General features: G+C 72.7%; 19 protein-coding genes. 10 read left to right on the top strand and 9 right to left on the bottom strand.

All coding sequences use genetic code 11. From position 1 onward, the window contains the following. Positions 1–90: 90 nt before the first annotated feature. Positions 91–543 (bottom strand): HD domain-containing protein, encoded by a 453-nt coding sequence (locus JE024_RS23190; protein ID WP_205375429.1) that lies wholly within the window; start codon positions 541–543, stop codon positions 91–93. Positions 544–740: 197 nt separating this feature from the next. Between JE024_RS23190 and JE024_RS23185 the strand changes: the two genes are divergently transcribed. Beyond that, the gene (locus JE024_RS23185) at positions 741–1,985 is read left to right on the top strand and encodes a cation:proton antiporter (RefSeq protein WP_205375428.1); all 1,245 of its coding nucleotides are present in this window, start codon (positions 741–743) and stop codon (positions 1,983–1,985) included. On the opposite strand, the gene JE024_RS23180 is transcribed toward JE024_RS23185, so the two are convergent. After that, positions 1,942–3,048 (bottom strand): PP2C family protein-serine/threonine phosphatase, encoded by a 1,107-nt coding sequence (locus JE024_RS23180; protein ID WP_205375427.1) that lies wholly within the window; start codon positions 3,046–3,048, stop codon positions 1,942–1,944. The genes JE024_RS23185 and JE024_RS23180 overlap by 44 nt on opposite strands. Before the next feature lie 144 nt (positions 3,049–3,192). Here JE024_RS23180 and JE024_RS23175 point away from each other — a divergent pair, with 144 nt between their 5' ends. Beyond that, entirely contained in the window at positions 3,193–4,422 is a 1,230-nt protein-coding gene (locus JE024_RS23175) for a GNAT family N-acetyltransferase (protein ID WP_205375426.1), read from the top strand. Positions 4,423–4,497: 75 nt separating this feature from the next. On the opposite strand, the gene JE024_RS23170 is transcribed toward JE024_RS23175, so the two are convergent. Beyond that, entirely contained in the window at positions 4,498–5,304 is an 807-nt protein-coding gene (locus JE024_RS23170; protein WP_205375425.1) for an Fpg/Nei family DNA glycosylase, read from the bottom strand. After that, positions 5,304–5,798 carry a ribose-5-phosphate isomerase gene (locus tag JE024_RS23165; protein WP_205375424.1) on the bottom strand — a complete coding sequence of 165 codons (495 nt, stop codon included), beginning with the start codon at positions 5,796–5,798 and terminating at the stop codon, positions 5,304–5,306. Before JE024_RS23165 ends, JE024_RS23170 begins: the two co-directional genes overlap by 1 nt. Before the next feature lie 169 nt (positions 5,799–5,967). On the opposite strand from JE024_RS23165, the gene JE024_RS23160 reads away from it, so the two are divergent. Further along, positions 5,968–7,410, top strand: coding sequence for an amino acid permease (locus tag JE024_RS23160; protein WP_205375423.1), 1,443 nt, complete (start codon positions 5,968–5,970; stop codon positions 7,408–7,410). Positions 7,411–7,482: 72 nt separating this feature from the next. Here the strand turns inward: JE024_RS23160 and JE024_RS23155 are convergent, their stop codons facing one another. Further along, positions 7,483–8,070: a biotin transporter BioY gene (locus JE024_RS23155; protein WP_205375422.1), complete on the bottom strand. Its 588-nt coding sequence runs from the start codon at positions 8,068–8,070 to the stop codon at positions 7,483–7,485. Between the two features lie 263 nt (positions 8,071–8,333). Here JE024_RS23155 and JE024_RS23150 point away from each other — a divergent pair, with 263 nt between their 5' ends. The 3 genes from JE024_RS23150 to JE024_RS23140 all read left to right on the top strand — a co-directional run bounded on the left by JE024_RS23150 (position 8,334) and on the right by JE024_RS23140 (position 12,180). Further along, positions 8,334–9,752 carry an amino acid permease gene (locus JE024_RS23150; protein ID WP_205375421.1) on the top strand — a complete coding sequence of 473 codons (1,419 nt, stop codon included), beginning with the start codon at positions 8,334–8,336 and terminating at the stop codon, positions 9,750–9,752. 167 nt (positions 9,753–9,919) lie between these two features. Then, the gene (locus JE024_RS23145) at positions 9,920–11,353 is read left to right on the top strand and encodes an amino acid permease (RefSeq protein ID WP_205375420.1); all 1,434 of its coding nucleotides are present in this window, start codon (positions 9,920–9,922) and stop codon (positions 11,351–11,353) included. A 191-nt stretch (positions 11,354–11,544) separates the two neighbouring features. Then, positions 11,545–12,180 carry a superoxide dismutase gene (locus JE024_RS23140; protein ID WP_205375419.1) on the top strand — a complete coding sequence of 212 codons (636 nt, stop codon included), beginning with the start codon at positions 11,545–11,547 and terminating at the stop codon, positions 12,178–12,180. Between the two features lie 117 nt (positions 12,181–12,297). Here the strand turns inward: JE024_RS23140 and JE024_RS23135 are convergent, their stop codons facing one another. Continuing rightward, positions 12,298–12,936, bottom strand: coding sequence for a mycothiol-dependent nitroreductase Rv2466c family protein (locus tag JE024_RS23135; protein WP_205375418.1), 639 nt, complete (start codon positions 12,934–12,936; stop codon positions 12,298–12,300). A 137-nt stretch (positions 12,937–13,073) separates the two neighbouring features. Here JE024_RS23135 and pepN point away from each other — a divergent pair, with 137 nt between their 5' ends. Then, positions 13,074–15,638, top strand: coding sequence for an aminopeptidase N (pepN, locus tag JE024_RS23130; RefSeq protein ID WP_205375417.1), 2,565 nt, complete (start codon positions 13,074–13,076; stop codon positions 15,636–15,638). A gap of 858 nt (positions 15,639–16,496) precedes the next feature. Further along, positions 16,497–17,534, top strand: coding sequence for a hypothetical protein (locus JE024_RS23125; RefSeq protein ID WP_205375416.1), 1,038 nt, complete (start codon positions 16,497–16,499; stop codon positions 17,532–17,534). Here the strand turns inward: JE024_RS23125 and JE024_RS23120 are convergent. Genes JE024_RS23120 through JE024_RS23110 form a run of 3 tightly spaced genes read right to left on the bottom strand, consistent with a single transcriptional unit; the run spans position 17,510 to position 19,368 of the window. After that, on the bottom strand, positions 17,510–17,977 hold the full coding sequence (locus JE024_RS23120) for an NUDIX hydrolase (RefSeq protein WP_205375415.1): 468 nt from the start codon (positions 17,975–17,977) through the stop codon (positions 17,510–17,512). The genes JE024_RS23125 and JE024_RS23120 overlap by 25 nt on opposite strands. Further along, complete coding sequence (locus tag JE024_RS23115) at positions 17,895–18,899, bottom strand: PNPOx family protein (protein WP_205375414.1); 1,005 nt, start codon at positions 18,897–18,899, stop codon at positions 17,895–17,897. Before JE024_RS23115 ends, JE024_RS23120 begins: the two co-directional genes overlap by 83 nt. A gap of 13 nt (positions 18,900–18,912) precedes the next feature. After that, a complete protein-coding gene (locus tag JE024_RS23110; RefSeq protein ID WP_205375413.1) occupies positions 18,913–19,368 on the bottom strand; it encodes a VOC family protein in 456 nt (151 codons plus the stop codon). Positions 19,369–19,545: 177 nt separating this feature from the next. On the opposite strand from JE024_RS23110, the gene JE024_RS23105 reads away from it, so the two are divergent. Together JE024_RS23105 and JE024_RS23100 are read left to right on the top strand one after the other, a co-directional pair. Then, a complete protein-coding gene (locus tag JE024_RS23105) occupies positions 19,546–20,085 on the top strand; it encodes a CGNR zinc finger domain-containing protein (RefSeq protein WP_205375412.1) in 540 nt (179 codons plus the stop codon). Between the two features lie 276 nt (positions 20,086–20,361). Beyond that, on the top strand, positions 20,362–23,679 hold the full coding sequence (locus JE024_RS23100; RefSeq protein ID WP_372449834.1) for a S8 family serine peptidase: 3,318 nt from the start codon (positions 20,362–20,364) through the stop codon (positions 23,677–23,679). Positions 23,680–23,790: the final 111 nt, after the last annotated feature.

Below are 23,790 nucleotides of genomic sequence, written 5' to 3'. Positions count from 1 at the left end.
GCGCCCCCGTCCGGGGCGGGACGGAGCGGGACCTAGCGGGACGGCCCGGTGGGACGGGCGGGATCCGGCGGATCCGGCCGGTCAGGCCGGTCAGGCGCCCGGCAGTCCGAGCAGCCGCCGGGTCCGCGCGTACTTCTCCGTGAGCCGCTCCCGGGTGGCCGCGTCCAGGGCCGCGAGGCGCGCCGGGTCCGTGTTGTGCGCCAGGTCGGCCTCCTTGACCAGCAGCGCGCCCGGGGTGTCCAGCACCCGCCGGGTGTACGACGACAGGTCCTCGCCCTCGCCCCTGGTGAGCGCGAGGACCATGTCCTTGACGGCCCGCGGGAGCGCGGCACTCTCCAGCCGGGCGCGGCTGAGCCGGTCGTCCTCGACGGCGTCGTGGAGCCAGCCGGCGGCGATCTGCTCCTCGCTCCCGCCCCGGGCGCGCACGCCCTCGGCGACGGCGGCGATGTGCTCGGCGTAGGGCCGCCCCGCCTTGTCGGTCTGTCCCGCGTGAACCTCGCGGGCGAGGGCCTCGATCTCGGCCGGGCTGAGCGTCTCGGTCATGCCGTGACTCTACGGGCCGGTGCCCGGGCGCCGGCCGCCCGTGGACGATCCGGGTGCCGGTGTCAAGCGCGTCAATGGGTGTCAGCACTCATTGTTGCCATGTAAATCATTTGGCAAACTAAACATTGACGCTTCCTTGACGCCCTCATGACTGAACGGAGGACAAGCCCATCGGACACGCGGACACCCTCATCGCCATGGGCGGGGCCTTCCTCGCCGCAGCCGTCCTCGCCCGCCTCGGCGGGCGGATCGGTCTGCCCACCATCCCCTTGTTCATCGTGGCCGGGATCATCCTCGGCCCGCACACCCCCGGCGTCGTCCTCATCGCCGACCCGCACGACCTGGAGATGCTCTCCGCGCTCGGCCTCGTGCTGCTGCTCTTCTACCTGGGTCTCGAGTTCCATCTGGACGACCTCAAAGCGGGCGGCCGCAAGATGGCCCTGGCCGGCGGCACCTATCTCGCGCTGAACGTCGGCGCGGGCCTCGCGTTCGGCTTCGCGCTCGGCTGGGGCACCTCGGAGGCGCTGGTGCTCGCCGGAGTGCTCGGCATCTCCTCGTCGGCGATCGTGACGAAGGTCCTGGTCGACACCGGCCGCCTCGGCAACCGGGAGACCAAGCCGATCCTCGGCATCATCGTCGTCGAGGACATCTTCCTCGCGCTCTACCTCGCCGCGCTCCAGCCGATCCTCTCCGGCGCGGACAGCCTGGCCGCCGCCGTCGGCGACGGCGCCAAGGCGTTCGCCTTCCTGCTGCTGCTGGCGCTGGCCGCCCGCTTCGGCACCCGGCTGGTCGGCCGGCTCTTCTCCACCCCCGACGACGAACTGCTCGTCATCTCCTTCCTCGGCGCCGCCGTGTTCGTGGCCGGGGTCTCGGAGTGGTTCGGGGTCGCGGACGCGATCGGCGCGTTCATGGTCGGCCTGATGCTCGGCAGCACCTCGTCGGGCGAGCGGATCCGCAGACTGGTGCACCCGCTGCGGGACGCCTTCGGCGCGATCTTCTTCTTCGCCTTCGGCCTGTCGATCGACCCCGGCGACCTGCCCGTCGTGCTCTGGCCGGTCCTCGCCGCGGTCGCCGTGACCCTGGTGATGAACGTGCTGGCAGGACTGGCGGCCGCCCGGCTGTACCGCTTCGGGAAACCGGAGGCGGCGAACATCTCCACCACGCTGCTGGCCCGCGGCGAGTTCGCGCTGATCCTCGCCACCATGGCGGCGGCGGCCGGACTGGACTCCCGGCTCTCCCCGTTCATCGCGGGCTACGTCCTGCTGCTCGCCGTCCTCGGCCCGCTGGCGGCCGGCCGCTCGCACTGGCTGGCGCGCTACCTGCCGGGACGCGACGGGGGCGACGGGAAGGAGGACCGCGCTGCGGACGACGGGGACGGCGGTGCCGGGAGCGCCGCGCTCATCCCCGACGGCACAGCAGCAGCAGTGCCCGGTCGTCGTTGACGTCCTTGGCCACGGCCTCGATCAGGTGCCAGGCGGCTCCCTCGAAGCCGGAGGCCACATAGCGGTCGGCCTCGCCGGTGAGCCGGTCGATGCCCTCGCCGATGTCCCTCCCGGAGGCCTCCACCAGGCCGTCGGTGAACAGCATCAGCACGTCGCCGGGGCGCAGGGAACCCTTCACCGGGTCGAACTGCGCCCCGTCGTAGATCCCGAGCAGCGGCCCTTCGGCCGCCATCTCCTCCCAGCGGCCGCTGCCCGCGTGGAGCTGGAGCGCCGGCAGGTGCCCGGCGGAGAGCAGTTCGTAGTCGCCGGAGTCCAGGTCGAGCACGAGGTGGACGGAGGTGGCGAAGCCCTCGTCCCAGTCCTGCCGCAGCAGATAGGCGTTGGCGGCCGGCAGGAAGCCGTGCGGCGGCAGGGAGCCGAGGAGCCCGCCGAAGGCCCCGGACAGCAGCAGCGCCCGGGAGGCCGCGTCCATGCCCTTGCCGGACACGTCGGTCAGCACGACCTCCAGGGTCCGGCCACCGGAGGTGCGGGCGGCGACGACGAAGTCGCCGGAGAAGGACTGGCCGCCGGCCGGGCGCAGCGACATCTCGCGGTGCCAGCCCTGCGGCAGCCGGGGCAGGGCGGACTGCACCCTGATCCGTTCGCGCAGGTCGAAGAGCATGGTGCCGCCGCGCCGCCACGGCACGCCGACCCGGGCCCTGAACTGGGCTATGAGCAGCCCGAAGAGACCGCAGGCGGCGACCGCGAGCACGGTGCCCGGGGTGACGCCGACGGGGCCCTCGGTGTACGGGCCGAGGACGGCGGACTCCACGATCAGTCCGGCGGCCGCGGCGGCGTAGAGGGCGAGCAGGCTCGCCGGTCGCAGCAGCAGCCCGCCGGCCACGATCGGCAGCACCAGGACCACCGGCGAGCACCAGACGGGGTTGGTGACCGTGGCCCAGACGATGGCGGGGACGGTCAGCAGCAGCCCGGCGAGTGCCAGGCGGTCGGAGCCGTCGCCGCGGAAGTAGTCGACGGCGGAACGGCGCAGCACGGTGCGGGCCCGGTGCAAGGCTTTGCGCATCCGGGCCGTGAACGAGTCTGCTGTCGCGCGGCGGGCCACCCGGTGGACCCTATCCACACGTCCGCCATCCGTGCAGGGGTACCCCGAGACATTGCGTTCGAAATCGGGTCGCGGCCCTTCGGAGACGGCTGGTAGGGATGGCCTATGACGACACGGCTGAGGCCCTTGGTGCGGTCCGAGTGGGACCGGTGGTACGACAGGCTGGAGCTGGCGTTCGGCGGGGTGGCGGAGGCCGGCGAGGAGCGCCGCCTCTGGCAGGACCTGACGGACCCGGCGCGCTCGGTCGGCGTGTGGGACGGGGACGAATGCGTCGGCACGGCCGGGTCGTTCGCCTTCCGGCTCACGGTGCCGGGCGGCGCCCTGGTGCCCGCGGCCGGGGTGACGATGGTGAGCGTGGCGGCGACCCACCGCCGGCGCGGGATCCTCACCTCGATGATGCGGCGCCAGCTCGACGACGTCCGCGCGCTGGGTGAGCCGCTCGCGGTGCTGACGGCGTCCGAGCCGGACATCTACGGCCGCTTCGGATACGGCACGGCGACGCATCAGCTCGCCGTGGAGATCGACTCCTCGCGGGTGCGGGTGGCCGTGCCGCCGGGCGCGGAGGACGTGCGCCTGCGGTTCACGGATCCCGCGGAGGGGGCGCAGGCGTGCGAGCGGATCTACCGGGACACGATCGGCTCCCGCCCCGGGATGCTCGCCCGCGACGAGGGCTGGGAGCGGCTGCCGCTGCTCGACCCGCCGTCCGGGCGCGAGGGCGCCTCGCCGATGCAGTGCGTGCTCGCCGAGCGGGACGGGGAGGCGGTGGGCTACGTCCGCTTCCACAACAAGCCCCACTGGACCCCCGAGGGGCCCGAGGGCGCGGTCCTGGTGCGGCACATCGACGCGGCCGAGCCGGCGGTGTACGCGGCGCTGTGGCGCTTCCTCTGCGAGATCGACCTGACGACGTCCGTGCGCTCGCGCAACCGGCCGGTGGACGATCCGCTGCTGCACCTGGTCTCGGACGTCCGGCGCTGCGGGGTGCGGGTGCGGGACTCCCTGTACCTGCGCCCGGTCGAGGTGGGCGCGGCGCTCGGGGCGCGCGCGTACCTGGTGCCCGTCGACCTGGTGCTCGACGTCGAGGACGCCTTCTGCCCCTGGAACACCGGGCGCTGGCGGCTGTCCGGCGGCCCCGAGGGGGCGGTCTGCGAACGGACCGCCGACGCGCCCGATCTGGCCCTGTCCGTGCGGGAGTTGGGCGCGGCCTACCTGGGCGGGGTGTCGCTGGCCTCGCTGGCCGGGGCGGGGCGGGTCCGGGAGCTGCGCGCGGGGGCGCTCGCGAGGGCGTCGCACGCCTTCGGCTCGGCGGTCGCTCCGTGGCTGCCGCACGGCTTCTGACGCCGTCCGGCGCGGGGTTCCTCCGGCGCCCGGCCCGCGCCGGGGGCCCGGGGCCGCCCGGCGCCGGGGGCCCGGTCAGCGCTGGCAGCCGGGGCACCAGAAGAGGTTGCGGGCGGCGAGGGCGGCGGTGCTGATCTCGCCGCCGCAGACATGGCAGGCCTGCCGGGCCCGGCGGTAGACGTAGACCTCGCCGCCGTGGTCGTCGACGCGCGGCGGACGGCCCATCGCCTCGGGGGTGTGCTCGGGCCGGACGGTGTCGATGCGGTTGTCGCGCACGCCGTCGCGCATCAGGGCGGTGAGGTCGGCCCAGACGGCGTCCCATGCCCGGCGGGTGAGGTCCCGGCCCGGCCGGTAGGGGTCGATGCCGTGCCGGAACAGGACCTCGGCGCGGTAGACGTTGCCGACCCCCGCGACGACCTTCTGGTCCATCAGGAGCGCGGCGATCGAGGTGCGGGAGCGAGAGATCCGGGCCCAGGCGCGGGCGGGGTCGTCACCGGGGCGCAGCGGGTCGGGGCCGAGGCGGTCGTGGACCGCCTGCTTCTCGCCGTCGGTGAGCAGGGCGCAGGCCGTGGGGCCGCGCAGGTCGACCCAGGAGGCCGGATTGGCCAGCCGGAGCCGGACGGTGTCGGTGGGCGGCGGGGCGGGGGCGTCGCCGAAGGTGACCTTGCCGAAGAGGCCGAGGTGGATGTGGACCCACTCGTCGCCGGGGAAGCCCAGGAAGAGGTGCTTGCCGTGGGCCTCGGTGCGCTCCAGGACCGTGCCGTCGAGCAGCGCGGCGGAGTCGGTGAACTTGCCCTGAGGGCTGGTCACCCGCACGGACCGGCCGCCGAACCGTTCCCGGTAGTCGGCGGCCAGTCGGTGGATCGTGTGCCCTTCGGGCATCAGGCGGTCGGCTCCTGCGGGTGGTGGGCCGGGATCGGGGGGAGTTCGCCGGTGGTCTCGTACGCGGAGAGCATCTCGATCCGGCGGGTGTGACGCTCCTCACCCGAGTACGGCGTGGAGAGGAAGATCTCGACGAACTTCGTCGACTCCTCCAGGGAGTGCATACGGCCGCCGACGGCGACCACGTTGGCGTTGTTGTGCTCGCGGCCGAGGGCGGCCGTCTGCTCGCTCCAGGCGAGGGCGGCCCGGACGCCCTTGACCTTGTTGGCGGCGATCTGCTCGCCGTTGCCCGAGCCGCCGATCACGATGCCCAGCGAGCCGGGGTCGGCGGCAGTCCGCTCCGCGGCACGCAGACAGAAGGGCGGGTAGTCGTCCTGGGCGTCGTAGATGTGCGGACCGCAGTCCACGGGCTCGTGCCCGTGGGCGGTGAGCCACTCGACGAGGTGGTTCTTGAGTTCGTATCCGGCATGGTCGGAACCGAGGTACACGCGCATGGTTCGAGTGTGGCACGGGGGGCAGACGCAGTCCGGCGCGGGGCCGCGCCCGGGACTCACCGGCGTGACGAGTGCAACGAAACGGAATCGGGTCTTCCGTACTGGGCCGTACTGAGCTTCAATTCCCGAGTTCGTAACCCGAGCGGCACCAAGACATAAGGATTCGTCCATGACGTCGCAGACGACCCTCACAAAGGAAGGCGACCAGTCCCCCACCCCGGGACAGTCGCCCTCCGCCGACGGTCTCAAGGCCGGTCTCAAGAACCGCCATCTGTCCATGATCGCCATCGGCGGTGTCATCGGAGCCGGCCTGTTCGTCGGCTCCAGCTCCGGCATCGCCGCCGCGGGCCCCGCGATCCTCGTCTCCTACGCGCTCGTCGGCCTGATGGTCGTGCTCGTGATGCGGATGCTCGGCGAGATGGCCGCGGCCAGCCCGAACTCGGGTTCCTTCTCCGCCTACGCCGACCGCGCCCTCGGCCGCTGGGCCGGCTTCTCCATCGGCTGGCTGTACTGGTTCTTCTGGGTCGTGGTGCTCGCCGTCGAGGCCACCGCCGGGGCGGTGATCCTGGAGGGCTGGATCCCGGCCGTTCCCCAGTGGGCCTGGGCGCTGATCGTCATGGTGGTGCTGACCGCCACCAACCTGGCGTCGGTCGCCTCCTACGGCGAGTTCGAGTTCTGGTTCGCCGGCATCAAGGTCGTCGCCATCGGCGCCTTCGTGGTGATCGGCCTGCTGGCCGTCTTCGGCGTGCTGCCCGGATCCGACAACCCGGGCGCGGGCTTCGCCCATCTCACCGACAGCGGCGGATTCATGCCGCACGGCGCGGGATCCATCCTCACCGGTGTCCTGCTGGTCGTCTTCTCCTTCATGGGCAGCGAGATCGTCACGCTGGCCGCCGGTGAGTCGGAGAACCCGCGGCGCGCGGTCACCAAGGCCACCAACAGCGTCATCTGGCGTATCGCCGTCTTCTACCTCGGCTCGATCTTCGTGGTGCTGACGCTGCTGCCGTGGGACGACGAGAGCATCCAGGAGAAGGGCAGCTACGTCGCCGCCCTGGACTCCATCGGCATCGCCCACGCCGGCCAGATCATGAACGTCATCATCCTGACCGCCGTGCTGTCCTGTCTGAACTCCGGCCTCTACACGGCCTCCCGGATGGCCTTCTCGCTCGGTGAGCGCGGCGACGCCCCCAAGGCCTTCGCCAAGGTCAACGCCAAGGGCGTGCCGACCGCCGCCATCCTCGGTTCGGTGGTCTTCGGATTCGTCGCCGTCTTCTTCAACTACATGTGGAAGGACACGGTCTTCCTCTTCCTGCTGAACTCCTCGGGCGCGGTCGCGCTGTTCGTCTGGCTGGTCATCTGCTTCACCCAGCTCCGGATGCGCGGGATCCTGCTGCGCGAGGCGCCGGAGAAGCTGACCGTGAGGATGTGGCTCTTCCCCTATCTCACCTGGGCGGCCGCCGCGGGCATCGTCTTCGTGCTCGGCTACATGGTCTTCGACGACGCCAACCGCGAGGTCGCGCTGCTGTCGATGCTGGTCGCCGCGATCGTGGTCACCATCGGTCTGGTGCTGGACCGGCGGCGCAGGAACGCCGCGCGGGTCACCTCCGGCTGATCCCCCCTGACACGCCACGACGGCCCCGGTCCGCAGGTGCGGACCGGGGCCGTCGTGGCGTGGCGCGCGGGCTCAGCCCTGGCGGCGGCCCACGAGCTTCCAGGCGGCCGGCAGGGCGCCCATCGCGAGGGCGGCCTTCAGGGCGTCACCGATGAGGAACGGCACCAGACCGGCCGAGACGGCGGCCGGCAGCGACATCCCGGTGGCGAGCGCCAGGTAGGGGACGCCCACCGCGTAGATGATCACCGAGCCGAGCACCATCGAACCGGCGGTGCGCAGCACGGTGCGGTCGGCGCCGCGGCGGGCCAGGGCGCCGACGACGGTGGCGGCCAGCAGCATGCCGAGGATGTAGCCGAACGACGGCATGGACCAGCCCGAGGCGCCCTCGGCGAACCACGGCATGCCCGCCATGCCGGCGACGGCGTAGAGCGCGAGCGAGGCGAAGCCGCGGCGGGCGCCGAGCGCGGTGCCCACCAGCAGGGCGGCGAAGGTCTGGCCGGAGACCGGGACCGGGGAGCCGGGGACCGGGACGGAGATCTGGGCCGCGAGGCCGGTGAGGACGGCGCCGCCGGCGACCAGGGCGATGTCCCGCACCCGGGAGGCGGGGACCAGATCGGCCAGGACGATGCCGGATCGGACGGGGGCGGCAGCAGTGCTCATCAAGGTCTCCGCGGGGTGAGGGCAGGTGGGAACAGGCCGACCGTAGCCCAGGGCGACCGACCGGATCACCATCAGCCGCCGACAAAGCGGCGGTTGGGGTGTTGGTGGAGATCACACAAACGCCTGTCGTCACACACGGCCGGGCGTGATGCTCGTCACTGAGGTCCCGGCGGTGACGGCCCGTTTTGCCTGGCGGGCCGCCACTGGCCGAGACTGTAGGGACTCCATAACCGGACCCGAGCGAACCGAGAGCACACCGCACCATGCACGACGCGTCGCCCCAGGCCGTGACCACCGGGGCCGAGCCCCTCGAACACGGCCTCAAACAGCGTCATCTGACGATGCTGGGACTGGGCGGGGTGATCGGCGCGGGGCTCTTCGTGGGCTCCGGCGCCGGGATCTCGGTCGCCGGTCCGGCCATCGTCGTCTCGTACCTGATCGCCGGTGCGCTGGCGATGCTGGTGATGCGGATGCTCGGCGAGATGTCCGCCGCGATGCCCGCGTCCGGCTCCTTCTCCGTGCACGCCGAACGCGCGCTGGGACGCTGGGCCGGGTTCAGCGCGGGATGGCTCTACTGGTTCCTGCTCGTGGTGGTGCTGGCCGCCGAGGCGACCGCCGCCGCGCAGATCGCCCACGGCTGGGCGCCGTCGGTGCCCCAGTGGGGCTGGGTGCTCCTCTTCATGGTGGTCTTCACCGCGGCCAACCTCACCGCCGTACGGAACTTCGGGGAGTTCGAGTTCTGGTTCGCCGCCCTCAAGGTCGGCGCCCTGGTGCTCTTCCTGCTGCTCGGCACCCTCGCCGTATTCGGCGTGCTGCCGGACACCGAGCCGGCCGGCCTCTCCCATCTCACGGGCGACGGCGGCTTCCTGCCGAACGGCTGGTCCGGAGTGGTGTCCGGGGTGCTGGTGGTCGTCTTCGCCTTCGGCGGCCTGGAGGTCGTCACCATCGCCGCGGCCGAGACCGCGGACCCGGCCCGCGCGGTCGGCCGGGCGGTGCGCAGCGCGGTGGTGCGCATCCTCTTCTTCTACGTCGGTTCGATGCTGGTGATCGTCACGGTGCTGCCGTGGACGGCGCAGAAGGCGGGCGTGAGCCCCTTCGTCACCGTGCTCGACTCCATCGGCGTGCCGAGTGCCGGGCGGATCATGGAGATCGTCGTCTTCGTGGCCCTGCTGTCGGCGCTCAACGCCAATCTCTACGGCTCCTCCCGCATGATCTTCTCGCTGGCGGAACGCCGGGAGGCGCCCCGGGGCCTGCTCACCGTCTCCGGCGGCGGGGTGCCGCGCCGGGCGGTGCTCGCCTCGGTGGCGTTCGGCTTCGTCTCCGTGCTGCTCAACCTGAAGTGGCCGGACGCGGTGTTCGCCTACATGCTCAACGCGGTCGGCGCGGTGCTGCTGTTCGTCTGGGCCCTGATCGCGGTCTCGCAGCTGCGGCTGCGGCGGCGCATCGAACGCGAGGCGCCCGAGGCGCTCGCCCTGCGGATGTGGGCCTTCCCCTATCTCACGTGGGCCGCGCTGGCGGCGATGGCGGCCGTGCTGGTGCTGATGCTGTGCGACGACGGAGCCCGGCCGCAGTTGCTGTGGTCCGCCGGGGCGACCGGCGCGGTGCTGCTGGTCTCGGCGGTGCGCGAGGCACTCGCCCGCAGGGGGCGGCCGGAGCGGCCTGCGGGTGGAACGGGCGGCTGAGGCGGGGCGGTGGCGGCGGGCCGGGCGGCGCCCGGGCCGGCCGGTGTCGGCGTGGTGGCGTTGTGTGAACATCGTGCCCGTATAGCGGACATCCGTTCCCTGTGAGCGGATGCCGCGTCCAGACTGTCGGCTGCTCCCCCGTCTCTGCCGATGAACAGGGCCCGCTCATGTCTCGGACCACCGCGCCCGCGCCCGCCGACCAGCCGGATGCCGCGCAGCTCTCGCACGGCCTCAAGCAACGCCATCTCTCGATGATCGCCCTCGGCGGTGTCATCGGCGCCGGGCTCTTCGTGGGCTCCGGCGCCGGCATCGCCGCGGCGGGCCCGTCGATCGTGGTCGCCTACGCGCTCTCCGGGCTGCTCGTCATGCTCGTGATGCGGATGCTCGGCGAGATGTCCGCCGCGAACCCCGCCTCCGGCTCGTTCTCCGTCCACGCCGAGCGCGCCATCGGGCCGTGGGCGGGCTTCACCGCGGGCTGGGCCTTCTGGTTCCTGCTCTGCGTGGCCGTGGGCCTGGAGGCGATGGGCGCGGCCAAGATCATGACCAACTGGCTGCCGGGCACGCCCGAGTGGGCCTGGGTCGCGCTGTTCATGCTGGTGTTCTGCGGCACCAACCTGGCCGCGGTGAAGAACTTCGGCGAGTTCGAGTTCTGGTTCGCCGCGCTCAAGGTCGGGGCCATCGCGCTCTTCCTGGGCATCGGCGTGCTGGCGATCGCCGGTGTCCTGCCCGGCACCGAGGCGCCCGGCACCGCCAACCTGACCGGCGACGGCGGCTTCCTGCCGAACGGCGTCGACGGCCTGGTCGTCGGCCTGCTGGCCTCCGTCTTCGCCTACGGCGGCCTGGAGACCGTGACCATCGCCGCCGCCGAGTCCGAGCACCCGGTGCAGGGCGTCGCCAAGGCCGTGCGCACGGCGATGTGGCGGATCGCCGTCTTCTACATCGGCTCGATGGCCGTCATCGTCACCCTGGTGCCGTGGAACGACCCGGACGTCGCCGACCCGGACAAGGGCCCGTACGTCACCACGCTGGCCCACCTCGACATCCCCGGCGCGGCCACCGCGCTCCAGATCGTCGTCTTCGTGGCCCTGCTGTCGGCGATGAACGCCAACATCTACGGCGCCTCCCGGATGGCCTGCTCGCTGGTGGCCCGCGGCCAGGGCCCGAAGGCCGTCGGCCGCACCTTCGGCGGTGTGCCGCGGGTCGCCGTGCTGGTCTCGTCGGTGTTCGGCTTCCTGTGCGTGCTGCTCAGCTACTGGCGGCCGGAGGACGTCTTCCAGTGGCTGCTCAACATGATCGGCGCGATCATCCTGGTGGTCTGGATCTTCATCGCCGTCTCCCAGCTGATCCTGCGCCGCCGTACCGAGCGCGAGGAGCCGGAGAAGCTGGTCGTGCGGATGTGGCTCTTCCCGGTGCTGACCTGGATCGCCCTGCTGGGCATGGGCGCCGTCTTCGTGCTGATGCTGCGCGAGGAGGCGACCAGGCTCCAGCTGCTGGGCACCGGCATCCTGACCGTGGCGCTGGCGGCCGGCGGCCTGGCCCTCCAGAAGCGCCGCGAGTCGCGCACGGCCGACGAGGCCGAGCGGGCCGGCTCCGCCGGCTGAGCAGCCCCGGCGCACCCGCACGCGAAGGACCCCCGGCCGTGACGGCCGGGGGTCCTTCGCGTGCGGGCGACCGCCCATGGCGCGACCCGCGGCCTACGACCATCGGCTGATCATCCGGCGCCACTCCTGCTGGTAGCGTGCAGTTGCATAAGATGTGCAATAAGAAGGCAGCCGGAGGGACCACCGCCACCATGGCCATCTACACGCTTCCTGAACTCCCGTACGACTACGCGGCGCTCGAGCCGGTCATCAGCCCCGAGATCATCGAGCTCCACCACGACAAGCACCACGCCGCGTACGTGAAGGGCGCCAACGACACCCTCGAACAGCTTGCGGAGGCGCGCGACAAGGAGGCCTGGGGCTCGATCAACGGGCTGGAGAAGAACCTCGCGTTCCATCTCTCCGGCCACATCCTGCACAGCATCTACTGGCACAACATGACCGGCGACGGCGGCGGCGAGCCCCTGGAGAAGGACGGCACCGGCGAACTCGCGGACGCCATCGCCGAGTCCTTCGGCTCCTTCGCCAAGTTCAAGGCCCAGCTCACCAAGGCCTCCGCCACCACCCAGGGCTCCGGCTGGGGTGTGCTGGCCTACGAGCCGGTCAGCGGGCGGCTCATCGTCGAGCAGATCTACGACCACCAGGGCAACGTCGGCCAGGGCAGCGTCCCGATCCTGGTCTTCGACGCCTGGGAGCACGCCTTCTACCTCCAGTACAAGAACCAGAAGGTCGACTTCATCGAAGCCATGTGGCGCGTCGTCGACTGGCAGGACGTCGCCAAGCGCTTCACCGAGGCGAAGGGCCGCACCCCGCTGATCACCCCCTGAGGCGATCCCAGGACGCCCTGCTCGTGATCGTCTTCTCAACCTTCACCGGGCAGGCGGAAGAAGGACGGCCCCCGCGAGGACAGGACTCGCGGGGGCCGTCTTCCGTGCGCGGCGCCGTCACTCGAAGGACGGCCCCTGGGTGCGGGTGCGCTTGATCTCGTAGAAGCCCGGCGTGGAGGCCACCAGCAGGGTGCCGTCCCACAGCCGGGCCGCCGCCTCGCCGCGGGGCGTGGGCGTGACGACCGGGCCGAAGAAGGCGACCTGCTCGCCGTCGGCGCCCGGCACGGCGATCACCGGGGTGCCGACCTCCTGGCCGACCTTGGTGATGCCCTCGGTGTGGGAGGCGCGGAGCTGGGCGTCGTAGGTGTCCTTGTCGGCGTACTGGGCCAGCGAGACGGGCAGACCGACGTCCTCCAGCGCCTCGCGGATCGCCGTGAGGGTCGGGCCCTCACCCTTGTTGTGGAAACGGGTGCCGAGCGCGGTGTACAGCTTGCCGACGACCTCGTCCCCGTGCTCCTGCTGGGCCGCGACGACGACGCGCACCGGGGCCCACGCCTTGGTCTCCAGCATCTCCCGGTACTCCTCGGGCACCTGGTCGAGCTTGTCCTCGTTGAGCACGGCGAGCGACATCACATGCCAGCGGACCTCGATGTCACGGACCTTCTCGACCTCCAGGACCCAGCGGGACGTGATCCACGCCCAGGGGCACAGCGGGTCGAACCAGAAGTCCACCGGTGTCTTGCCGTTGTCCGACATGTCACTCCTCGTATCAGGGCGGCACCCTGCGTGCCTCCGGGGGGAACACGCGCGGCACGCGAGGGATTCCCCCGTATGGGCCGCCGGGGCCGCATGAAAGGATCGCCGCTGTTCCGACGAGTCACGAAGGAGTGCCCGTGCCCGGTGAAAATCTGTCCCGCGACGAGGCCCGTACCCGGGCCGAGCTGCTGTCCGTCGAGGCGTACCACGTCGCCCTCGACGTACGGTCCGCCGTCGGGGACGCGGAGGAGGGGGCGGGGCCGCGTACGTTCCGTTCCGTCACCACGATCCGGTTCCGGGCCGCCGAGCCCGGTGCCCCGGCGTTCGTCGACCTCGTCGCCCCGGCCGTGACCGGCATCACCCTCAACGGCCGGGAGCTGGACCCCGCGGCGGCCTTCGACGGCGCGCGCATCGCCCTCGACGCCGTGGACGCCGAGAACGTCCTGGTCGTGGACGCGCAGTGCGCCTACAGCCGGACCGGCGAGGGCCTGCACCGCTTCGTCGACCCGGAGGACGGCGAGGTCTACCTCTACACCCAGTACGAGCCGGCCGACGCCCGCCGGGTCTTCGCCAACTTCGAGCAGCCGGACCTCAAGGCGCCGTTCCGCTTCGAGGTGACGGCCCCCGAGGGCTGGACGGTGTGGAGCAACGGGGAGGGCGCGCGCGACGCCGACGGGGTCTGGCGCTTCGCCGAGACCCGGCCCATCTCCACGTACATCACGGCCGTGGTCGCCGGTCCGTACCACTACGAGACGGACGTGTACGAGCGCACGCTCCCCGACGGCACCACCCTGCGGATCCCGCTGGGCGCGATGTGCCGCAAGGGGCTCGCCCGGCACTTCGACGCGGACGACATCTTCCTCGTCACCAAGCAGGGCCTGGACTTCTTCCACGAGCACTTCGACTACCCGTACCCGTTCGGGAAGTACGACCAGGCGTTCGTGCCCGAGTACAACATCGGCGCCATGGAGAACCCGGGCTGCGTCACCTTCCGCGAGGAGTTCGTCTTCCGGGGCAAGGTGACGCAGGCGTCCTACGAGCGCCGGGCCAATGTGATCCTCCACGAGATGGCGCACATGTGGTTCGGCGACCTGGTCACCATGCAGTGGTGGGACGACCTGTGGCTGAAGGAGTCCTTCGCCGACTTCATGGGCTCCTTCTCGATGGTCGAGGCCACCCGCTTCACCAACGGCTGGGTCACCTTCGCCAACAACCGCAAGGCCTGGGCCTACCGCGCCGACCAGCTCCCCTCCACCCACCCGGTCACGGCGGACATCCAGGACCTGGAGGCCGCCAAGCTCAACTTCGACGGCATCACGTACGCGAAGGGCGCCTCGGTGCTCAAGCAGCTCGTGGCGTACGTGGGACGGGACGCCTTCCTGGAGGGCGCGCGGCGCTACTTCAAGCGGCACGCCTACGGCAACACCCGCCTCGGCGACCTGCTCTCCGTCCTGGAGGAGACCTCGGGCCGGGACATGAAGGAGTGGTCGCGGGCCTGGCTGGAGACCTCGGGCGTCAACTCGCTGACCCCCGAGCTGAGCTGTGACGCGCAGGGCCGGGTGACGGAACTGGCCGTCACCCAGGACGGCGGCACACTGCGGCCGCACCGGGTCGTCGTCGGGCTCTACCGGGTCGAGGGCGCGAAGCTCGTGCGGTACGCGAGCGCCGGCGCGGACGTCACCGGCGCCCGCACGGAGGTGCCCGGCCTGGCCGGCGCCGAACGCCCCGACCTGGTGCTCGTCAACGACGAGGACCTCACCTACTGCAAGATCCGCTTCGACGAGGGGTCGCTCGCCACGCTGCGGGCCCACCTCGGCGACATCGACGACCCGCTGGCGCGTGCGCTGTGCTGGTCCGCGCTGTGGAACCTGACCCGTGACGCGCTGATGCCGGCCCGGGACTTCGTGGACCTGGTGCTGCGGTTCGCCGGCCGCGAGACGGACATCGGCGTGCTCCAGATGCTGCACGCGTGGGCGCGCGGCGCCCTCGTGCACTACGCGGCGCCCGACTGGCGCGAGGAGGGCGGGCGGCTGCTGGCCGCGGGCGCGCTGAGCGAGCTCCGCGGGGCCGAGCCCGGCAGCCAGCACCAGCTCACCTGGGCGCGGTTCTTCGCCTCCGTCGCGGGCGGGCCGGAGGACTTCCGGCTCCTGAGCGGGCTGCTGGACGGCACGGCGCGCGTCGACGGCCTCGACGTGGACCAGGAGCTGCGCTGGGCGTTCCTCGCGCCGCTCGCCGCGCACGGGGCCGCCGACGAGGCGGCGATCGCGGCGGAACTGGCGCGGGACGACACCGCGTCGGGCAAGCGGCACGAGGTCCGCTGCCTGGCGTCGCGGCCGTCGGCCGCGGTCAAGGACCAGGCGTGGGCGGCGCTCGTGGAGTCCGACGCGCTGTCCAACGCGCTGGTCGAGGCGACGATCGCGGGCTTCGCGCAGCCGTCGCAGCGGGAGCTGATCGCGCCCTACGCGCCGAAGTACTTCGAGGCGATCGCGCGGGTGTGGGAGGAGCGGTCGATCCAGATCGGGATGGACGTGGTGCGCGACCTGTACCCGTCGCTCCAGGAGCCCGAGGCGACGCTCGCGGCGACGGACGCGTGGCTCGCGGCACACGAGTCGGCGGCGCCGGCGCTGCGGCGCCTCGTCCTCGAATCCCGCGACGACCTCGCCCGCGCGGTGCGCGCCCAGGCGCGCGACGCTCGCGGGTAGCCCGGGGGCTTCCTGGCGGGGGCGCTTGGGTTGGGGGCGCTCCCGTTCGGGGGCGCTTCGGTTGGGGGCGCTTCCCCCGGGGTCGCCCCTGAGTCGGGGGCGCTCCCGGTTTCGGGGCGCTTCCCCTGGGGTGGGCTCCGAGGCGGGCGCTTCCGGTTCGGAGCGCTCCCGTTCGGGGGCGCTTCGGCTGGGGGCGCTGCCCCCGGGGCGCTCCCGGTTTCGGGGGCGCTTCCCCCGGGGTGGCCCCTGAGGTGGGGGCGCTTCCCGCGTTCGGGGCGCTTCCCGCGCTGAGCCCTGAGGGTCGGGGCCCCGCGCGTCCCGGGGCCCGGGGTGGTGGGGCCGCTGCGCGGGGCCTTTCCCCGCCCCTTCCCGAACCGGGCTCCGCCCGGACCCGTACCGCGCTCCGCGCGGTGTCCTCAAACGCCGGACGGGCTGTGAACGTCGGCCGTGCCTCGACGGGACCGCACCGCGCTCCGCGCGGTCGCCTCAATCGCCGGCGGGGCTGACGTTGTCAGCCCCGCCGGCGATTGAGGCGCGGGGGCTCGGGGGCGGAGCCCCCGCGAAGGCGGCGCGCGTGCGGGGCGGCCCCGGGAGGGAGCAGCACCCCGAGGGCCCGCACCGCGCTTCACGCGGTCGGCTGGGGCGCCGGGGGGGGCTGGGAAGGCGCGGCAGGGCCGCGGCCCCTGGCTCACGGCCCACGCGCAACCCCCGCACGGGCAGCACCCCCGGAACCGCCGGGCGCGTCAGCGCCCCCCATCGGCAGTCGAACGTGCGTACTTTAGGACGGGGTCGTCCCGAATTGTCGACGAGGGTGTAACAGAGGTTCGGGGGGTGGCGGGCGGCGGGCATCCCCCTCGCATGGAACAGTGCGAGACCTTCCCCCAGTCCTCCTCCCCCGCAACCCCCACCGGGCCGGCCGAACTGGTCGTGTCCGGGGCCCGGTTGAGGGAGCGGGGGGTGTCGGCCGCGCGGGTGGCGGAGCGATGCCGGGCCGGTGGGCCCTGGCAGGTGCTGCTGCCCGGGGTGTATCTGCTGCGGTCCGGGCCGCCGACGAGCGAGGAGCGGCTACGGGCGGTCCTGCTGTACGCGGGGCGCCCGGTCCGCCCGGCCAGGGCCGTGCTGCCGGGGCAGCGTCCGGCGGCCGGGCCGTACGGCGAGGTGGTGATCACGGGGGCGGCGGCCCTCGCGCTGCGCGGCTTCTCCGGGGCGCCGACGCTGCGCTCGCTGGAGGCGATCGACGTCCTGGTGCCGCGGAGCCGGCGGCTGCGGTCGACGGGCTGTGCGCGGCTGGTGCGGACGCACACGATGCCGGTGGCCGAGGAGGTGACCGGGGTGCCGGTGGCCCCCGCGGCGCGGGCGGTGGCGGACACGGTGAGCGGGCTCACCGACCCGGGGGCGGTCCGGCTGCTGCTCACCGAGGCGGTGCGCGGCGGGCACTGCGAACCGGCGGCGCTGGTGCGGGAGTTGAGCGACGCGCGGCTGCTGGGACGCCCGCACGTGGTGGACGCGGTGGACGCCCTGCTGGCGGAGGGGCGGGCGCTGGCCGAGGGCAGGCTGTACGCGCTGGTGCGGGCGGCGGGGCTGCCGGAGCCGGTGTGGAACGTGGACCTGCGGCTTCCGGGCGGGCCGCACCTCGGTGGCGTGGACGCGTACTGGCCCGACCAGGCCGTGGCGGTCGAGCTGGACACCCGGGCGCCGCGGCACGACGAGGACACGCTCTGGTCCGAGTACGCGAAGAAGCGGGACACCCTGGAGCGTCTCGGCATCACCGTGGTCCATCTGACGCCCCGCAAGCTGCGGGAGGCCCCGGAGCAGCAGGGGGTGGTGGTGCGTACGGCGCTGATGGCCGCGGCGGACCGGGAGCCGGCCGCCTATGTGGTGGTGCTGCCGCGCTGAGCGGCGCGGCCGGCGGGGGGCCGGTCCCGCCACAGGCCGATGCCGGTGTCGACGAGGGGGACGCGGTCGAGCGCCGCGACACCGTCCAGGGGGTGCCAGGCGGCCAGGTCGGTGGAGCCGCCGGTCTCGGGGCGCAGTTCGCCGCCGGTGACCCGGCCCTCGTAGACGATCCGCAGGGCGTGGAAGTCGGCGGCGGCGCCGAATCCGCGGGGGTGGGTGCGGCGTTCCGAGTCGATGCCGAGCAGGGCCGTGATCCCGGCCCGGTAGCCGGTCTCCTCCTCCACCTCGCGGACGACGGTGTCGATCGGGTCCTCGCCGTGGTCCATCCCGCCGCCGGGCAGGGTCCACCGCCGGGTGCCGTCACGCGCCACCCAGCGGGCGAGCAGGATCTGTCCGTCCCGTATGCACACCGCGTACGCCGCGACTCTCAACTGCTGCTTCATCAGCCGAGGTTACCGGCGCGGCGGGGCCGGTGGGCGGGTTCGCCGGCGAGTACTCGGGGGACGACCAGCGCAGGGGCGAGGCGCCCTCGGCCTGGAGGGTGCCGGTGACGGTGAAGCGGACGGTGCGCCCGCCGCCGTGCGTGTGCTCGGTGCGGGCGGTGCCGGTCAGCTGGAGCGTGGTGCCGGTGCTCCAGTCCAGGAGCAGCAGTCCGGCCCTCGGGTCGCGGGCCAGGTTGCCGAGGGTCAGGAACATCGCGTTGCCCGGGTAGTCCCGCCAGCTCAGTTCGGTGGGCGAGGCGACCTCCAGGAAGCCGGGGCCGCCGCCGCGGTGGCTGGCGTCCACCCCGTCGGGGGTGCCGGTGGCGACGAAGAAGGTGTCGGCGGCGCGGAGGAACGCCTGCTGGCCGGGGGTGAGGCGCTCCCCGCTCCGCACGGGGGGCGCCGGGGGCGCGGTGCCGTCGCCGGTGGCGAGCAGTTCCCTGCGCTGGATGTACTTGGGGCAGTTGGCGAAGACCCGGCCGGTCTCCAGGAGCAGCCCGCGCGGCGAGGGGGTGACGGTGCCGCCCATCCGCATCCGCCGGCGGGTGCGGGGGTCGAGCACGATCGCGCCGGCGGGCACGGGGCCCCGGGTGAGGGCCCCGGCCAGCGGGTCGTGCTCCGGGAGCGCGGCGGCGACGGAGACGGTGTGCGCGCCGGTGGCCCTCAGGAACCCGGGCCGCCCGGTGAGCGGGGAGGCCCACATCCGGCCGGCCCCGTCCGCCGCGCCGAGCACCAGCATCGGCTGGAGCCCGAGGAAGGCGGCGGCGACGGGCTTGATGCCGCTGCCGATGGAACGGCCCACGTGCGCGGCGGCCTCCAGCGCTCCGGTGCGGCGCTGCACGGCGAGGGAGCCCTCGTGGTAGGGGCCGGGGCTGAGGTCCACGGCGTTCGCCTTTCTAGAAGAAGCCGCAGGTGGGGGCGGCTTCGGTGGGCGCGGGAGCGTTCTCGGCGCCGGTGGCGGCGAAGATCTCCAGCCGGGTGCCGTCGGGGTCGTGGAAGAAGATGCCGCCGGACGCCGTGCCCTCGCCGTGGGCGACGACGCCGTCGTGGGCGAAGGCGACGCCGCGCTCGCGCAGCCGGTTCTCGGCGGCGCGGACGTCCGCCATGGAGCCGGCCTCGAAGGCGAGGTGGTGCAGTCCGGCGCGGGTGGGTTCGAAGGCGGCATCGGCCTGCTGCCAGAGCGTGAGGACGAGGGTGCCGTCGCGCCCGAGGAAGGCGTACCGCCGGCCGTCCTCCTTGCCCTCGCCGATGACGTCGAAGCCGAGGACGTCCCCGTAGAAGACGAGGGAGCGGTCGATGTCGGTCACGTTGAGGCCGACGTGGCCGGTGACGAGGGCGCTGCTGGTCGTCATGGAGGACCTCTCTGCGTCGGGGCGGCCCACCTCGATGGCTAACCGCTCACCATCAACTTAACGGTTAGCCCGACGTCGCCGCAACCGTTCACGGCGGCATGAGTGGTTAGCTGGAGGAGGGACGGCCGGCGCCCCGTACCCTGGTGCCGGTCAACGCAATGGAGCGAAGGAATCCGCATGACCGCCGCCGACCCCCGCCCCCTCACCGGCGAACCGGTCTCGCTGGATCTGCTCAACACCCGCTGGATGCGGGACGGCGAGCTCCAGGACCTCCTCACCTCCGTCGCCGGCCTGCGGATCTGGCTCGCGGCCAACGGCCTCGCCGGACGCTTCACGGCGGACGCGGCCACCCTGGAACACACGCTGACCGCACGCGAGGCGCTCGCCTCGCTGGTGGACGGCGGCGGCGCCGACGCCGCCGCCCGCGTCGACGCGGTGCTCGGCCGGGGCCGCATCCGGGCCACCCTCACGGCCGCGGGGCCCGGCGAGGAGGCCGAGTTCGCGGACCCGGCCTGGGGTCCGGCGTGGACCGCGGCACGCGGGCACCTCGACCTGCTGCGCACCGCCCCGGACCGGATCCGCGCCTGCGCGCACGAGAGCTGCGTCCTGCACTTCTTCGACACCTCGCGCAACGGCACCCGGCGGTGGTGCTCGATGGCGGTCTGCGGGAACCGGGCCAAGGCGTCCCGCCACTGGGCGCGCGGCCGCGAGGCGTAGCCGGCGCGTCCGGAAATCGACGCGAACGGCGCGTCCGGGTCACGGCCGACTCGTTCGGGGGATGCGCGGCGCCGTCGGCGAACCACGAACGGACGGATCAGTTCAGGCACATGTGTGCCTGTTTGACCGTCGTGGCGTACGCCGAACGGTGGCGGATAGCCGCCATGACCACTTCACGTCTCCGTCAACTCTCCACAAAGTCCTGTCATTTACGACAGGCTGAGCGGTCATCCGGCACCGAATTCCGGACCGTCTCATTCACCAACAGGGATGCTGATGACCCCCCAGTCCCAGAGCTCCACAACAGGGCGCTCCGTCGGCCGCAGACGTGCGGCACGCGTGGCCGCGGCAGCCTCCATGGTGGCCGCCCTCGTCGCCGCCGGCGTCGGCCCGGCCGTCGCCTCCGCTCCCGCCGCCGACCCGGCAGGCTCGGACGGCGTGAAGGCCGCCCAGGCATCGGACAAGATCGGGCAGGCGGACGAGAATCTGCTCGCCGAGGCCGAGGCCACCGGCCAGAAGACCGTGACCGTGATGGTCGCCACCGCGCCCGGCGCGACCGAGCAGGTCGCCGGCCAGCTCGACGCGGTGCAGGGCGCCACGGTGGGCAGGACGTTCGACGAGCTCGGCTACGTCCGGGCCACCCTGCCGACCGACAAGGCCGAGGCGGCGCTCAAGGCCGCCGCCAAGCTGTCGTCCGTCCACGGCATCGACCTCAAGCACGAGATCGAGCTGGACGACCCGACGCCGGCCGCCGACACCGTGAAGTCCGTCGGCATCGCCGCGGCGCAGGTCGGCCTCTACCCGGCGCCCGGCAAGAACACCCCGGCGAAGAACCCGTACAACCCGTCCTTCGAGACCGGTGCGGTGGACTTCGTCAAGCAGAACCCGAAGGCCGACGGCCGCGGCGTCACCATCGGCATCCTCGACTCCGGTGTCGACGTCGCGCACCCCGCGCTGCAGAAGACCACGACCGGTGAGCGCAAGATCGTCGACTGGGTCACCGCGACCGACCCGGTCGCCGACGGCGACGGCACCTGGCTGCGCATGGACGCCTCCGTCAGCGGACCGGTGTTCACGGCCGACGGCCGCACCTGGAAGGCCCCCTCGGGCTCGTTCAAGTACCGCCAGTTCAAGGAGTCCGCCACCCTCGGCGGCGACATGGCCGGCGACCTCAACCGTGACGGCGACACCACCGACACCTGGGGCGTGCTGTACGACGAGGGCACCCGCACCGCGCGGGTCGACCTGAACAACGACGGCGACTTCACCAACGACACCGTCATGAAGCCGTACCGCAACGGCTTCCAGATCGGCTACTTCGGCACCGACGACCCGAAGACCCCGGTCGCCGAGCGGATCCCGTTCGTGCTCGAGGTCCGCAAGGACGTCGTCTACAACGCCGCCGGCGCCACCGCCGACTTCGTGAGCATCGGTGTCATCGAGGGCTCGCACGGCACCCACGTCGCCGGCATCACCGCCGCCAACAGCCTCTTCGGCGGCCAGATGAACGGCGCCGCCCCGGGCGCCAAGCTGGTCTCGTCCCGCGCCTGCACCTGGAGCGGCGGCTGCACCAACATCGCGCTCACCGAGGGCATGGCCGACCTGGTCATCAACCGCGGTGTGGACATCGTCAACATGTCCATCGGCGGACTGCCGGCGCTGAACGACGGCAACAACGCGCGCGCCGAGCTCTACACCCGCCTGATCGACACCTACGGCGTCCAGCTCGTGATCTCCGCGGGCAACTCCGGCCCCGGCACCAACACGCTGGGCGACCCGGCCGTGGCCGACAAGGTCATCTCGGTCGGCGCGTCGATCTCCAAGGAGACCTGGGCCGCCAACTACGGCTCCGGCGTCGACAAGAAGTACGCCATGCTCCCCTTCTCCTCGCGCGGCCCGCGTGAGGACGGCGGCTTCACCCCGACGATCGTCGCCCCCGGCGCCTCGATCAACACCACGCAGACCTGGATCGCCGGCGGCCCCGTCGCCGAGGCCGGCTACCAGCTCCCGCCCGGCTACTCGATGCTCCAGGGCACCTCGATGTCGTCCCCGCAGACCGCGGGCGCCGCGGCCCTGCTGCTCTCCGCCGCGAAGCAGAAGGACATCGAGCTCACCCCGGCCAAGCTGCGCACCGCGCTGACCAGCACCGCCAAGACCATCGACGGCGTGCTGGCCCACGAGCAGGGCTCCGGCCTGATCGACATCGTCGACGCGTGGAAGGCCATCAAGAAGGGCGCCGAGGCGCACGAGTACAGCGTCAAGGCCCCGGTCGACACCGCGATCGACTTCGCGCTCAAGACGCCGGGCTTCGGCACCGGCCTGTACGACCGCGAGGGCGGCCTCGAGGTCGGCAAGGCGCGCACGTACGACGTCACCATCACCCGCACCACCGGCCCGAAGAAGGCCGTGGCGCACACGCTGACCTGGCTGAACAACGACGGCACCTTCAAGCTGCTCAGCGGCAAGAAGGTCAAGCTGCCGCTCGGCCAGCCCGTCACCGTCACCGTGCAGGCCAAGGCCCGCACCGCCGGTGTCCACAGCGCCGTGCTGGTCGCCGACGACGCCGCCACGGTCGGCAAGGACAAGCAGATCCTGACGACGGTCGTCGCCTCCCAGGCGCTGGCCAAGCCCGCGTTCGGCATCTCCGAAGCCGGCTCCGTGCAGCGCAACAGCCACAAGTCCTACTTCGTGACCGTCCCCGAGGGCGCCAAGACCCTCGAGGTGTCCCTGAGCGGACTCGCGGCGGACAGCCAGACCCGCTTCATCGCGCTGCACCCGTACGGCACGCCGGTCGACCCGACGTCCACGGTGAACTGCTACCCGAACTACCCGAACCCGGCGAACACCTGCCGTCCGGACGTCCGCACCTACCCGAACCCGACCCCGGGCGTGTGGGAGATCGAGGTCGAGTCCCGTCGCACCTCGCCGCTGCTGGACAACCCGTACAAGCTGGACGCCACGGTGCTCGGCGCCTCCTTCGCCCCGGCGGTGCAGACGCTCCCCGAGGCGCAGATCGGCGTCCCGGCGGACGTGCAGTGGAACGTCACGAACGACTTCGGTCCGATCGAGGGCAAGCTCGCGGGCGGCGCCCTCGGCTCCGCCAAGGTCGCCCGTCCGTCGATCAAGAACGGCGAGTCGCAGGTCTACACCGTCACCCTCGGTGAGGGCGTAGACCGCCTGGACGTGGCCATCGGCTCCACCTCGGACACCGGCGCGGACCTGGACCTCACGGTCTACCGCGGCACGACCCAGGTCGGCCAGGCCGCGGACGGCGACTCGGAGGAGGCGGTGAGCCTGGTGAAGCCGGCCGCCGGCACCTACCGGATCGTGGTCGACGGCTACTCGGTCCCGGCCGGGACCACCGAGTTCGACTACCGCGACGTGTTCTTCTCCCCGTCCCTCGGCACGCTGAAGGTCGACGGCACCAAGCCGGTGTCGCTGGCCAACGGCGCGACGGCGGCCGTGGGCGCGCAGGTCGTGGTGAGCGGTGCCGCACCCGAGGGACGCCAGTTCTTCGGCGAGGTCTCCCTGGTCAACGCCCGGGGCACGGCCGCGGGCGCCGGCAGCGTGGTGATCTCCAAGGTCACCGGCTGACCGCAGGGCGGTGAACGAGACGGGGCGGGGGCCCGAGGCCCCCGCCCCGTCGGCATGAGGCCCCGGCCGGCCCATCGGCGGGGCGGATGCCCCGCGGCCCCGCTCCGCACC

Origin of the sequence: Streptomyces zhihengii (assembly GCF_016919245.1) — a bacterium.
Classification (GTDB): Bacteria; Actinomycetota; Actinomycetes; order Streptomycetales; family Streptomycetaceae; genus Streptomyces; species Streptomyces zhihengii.
This window is presented reverse-complemented; position numbering and strand designations above follow the sequence as displayed.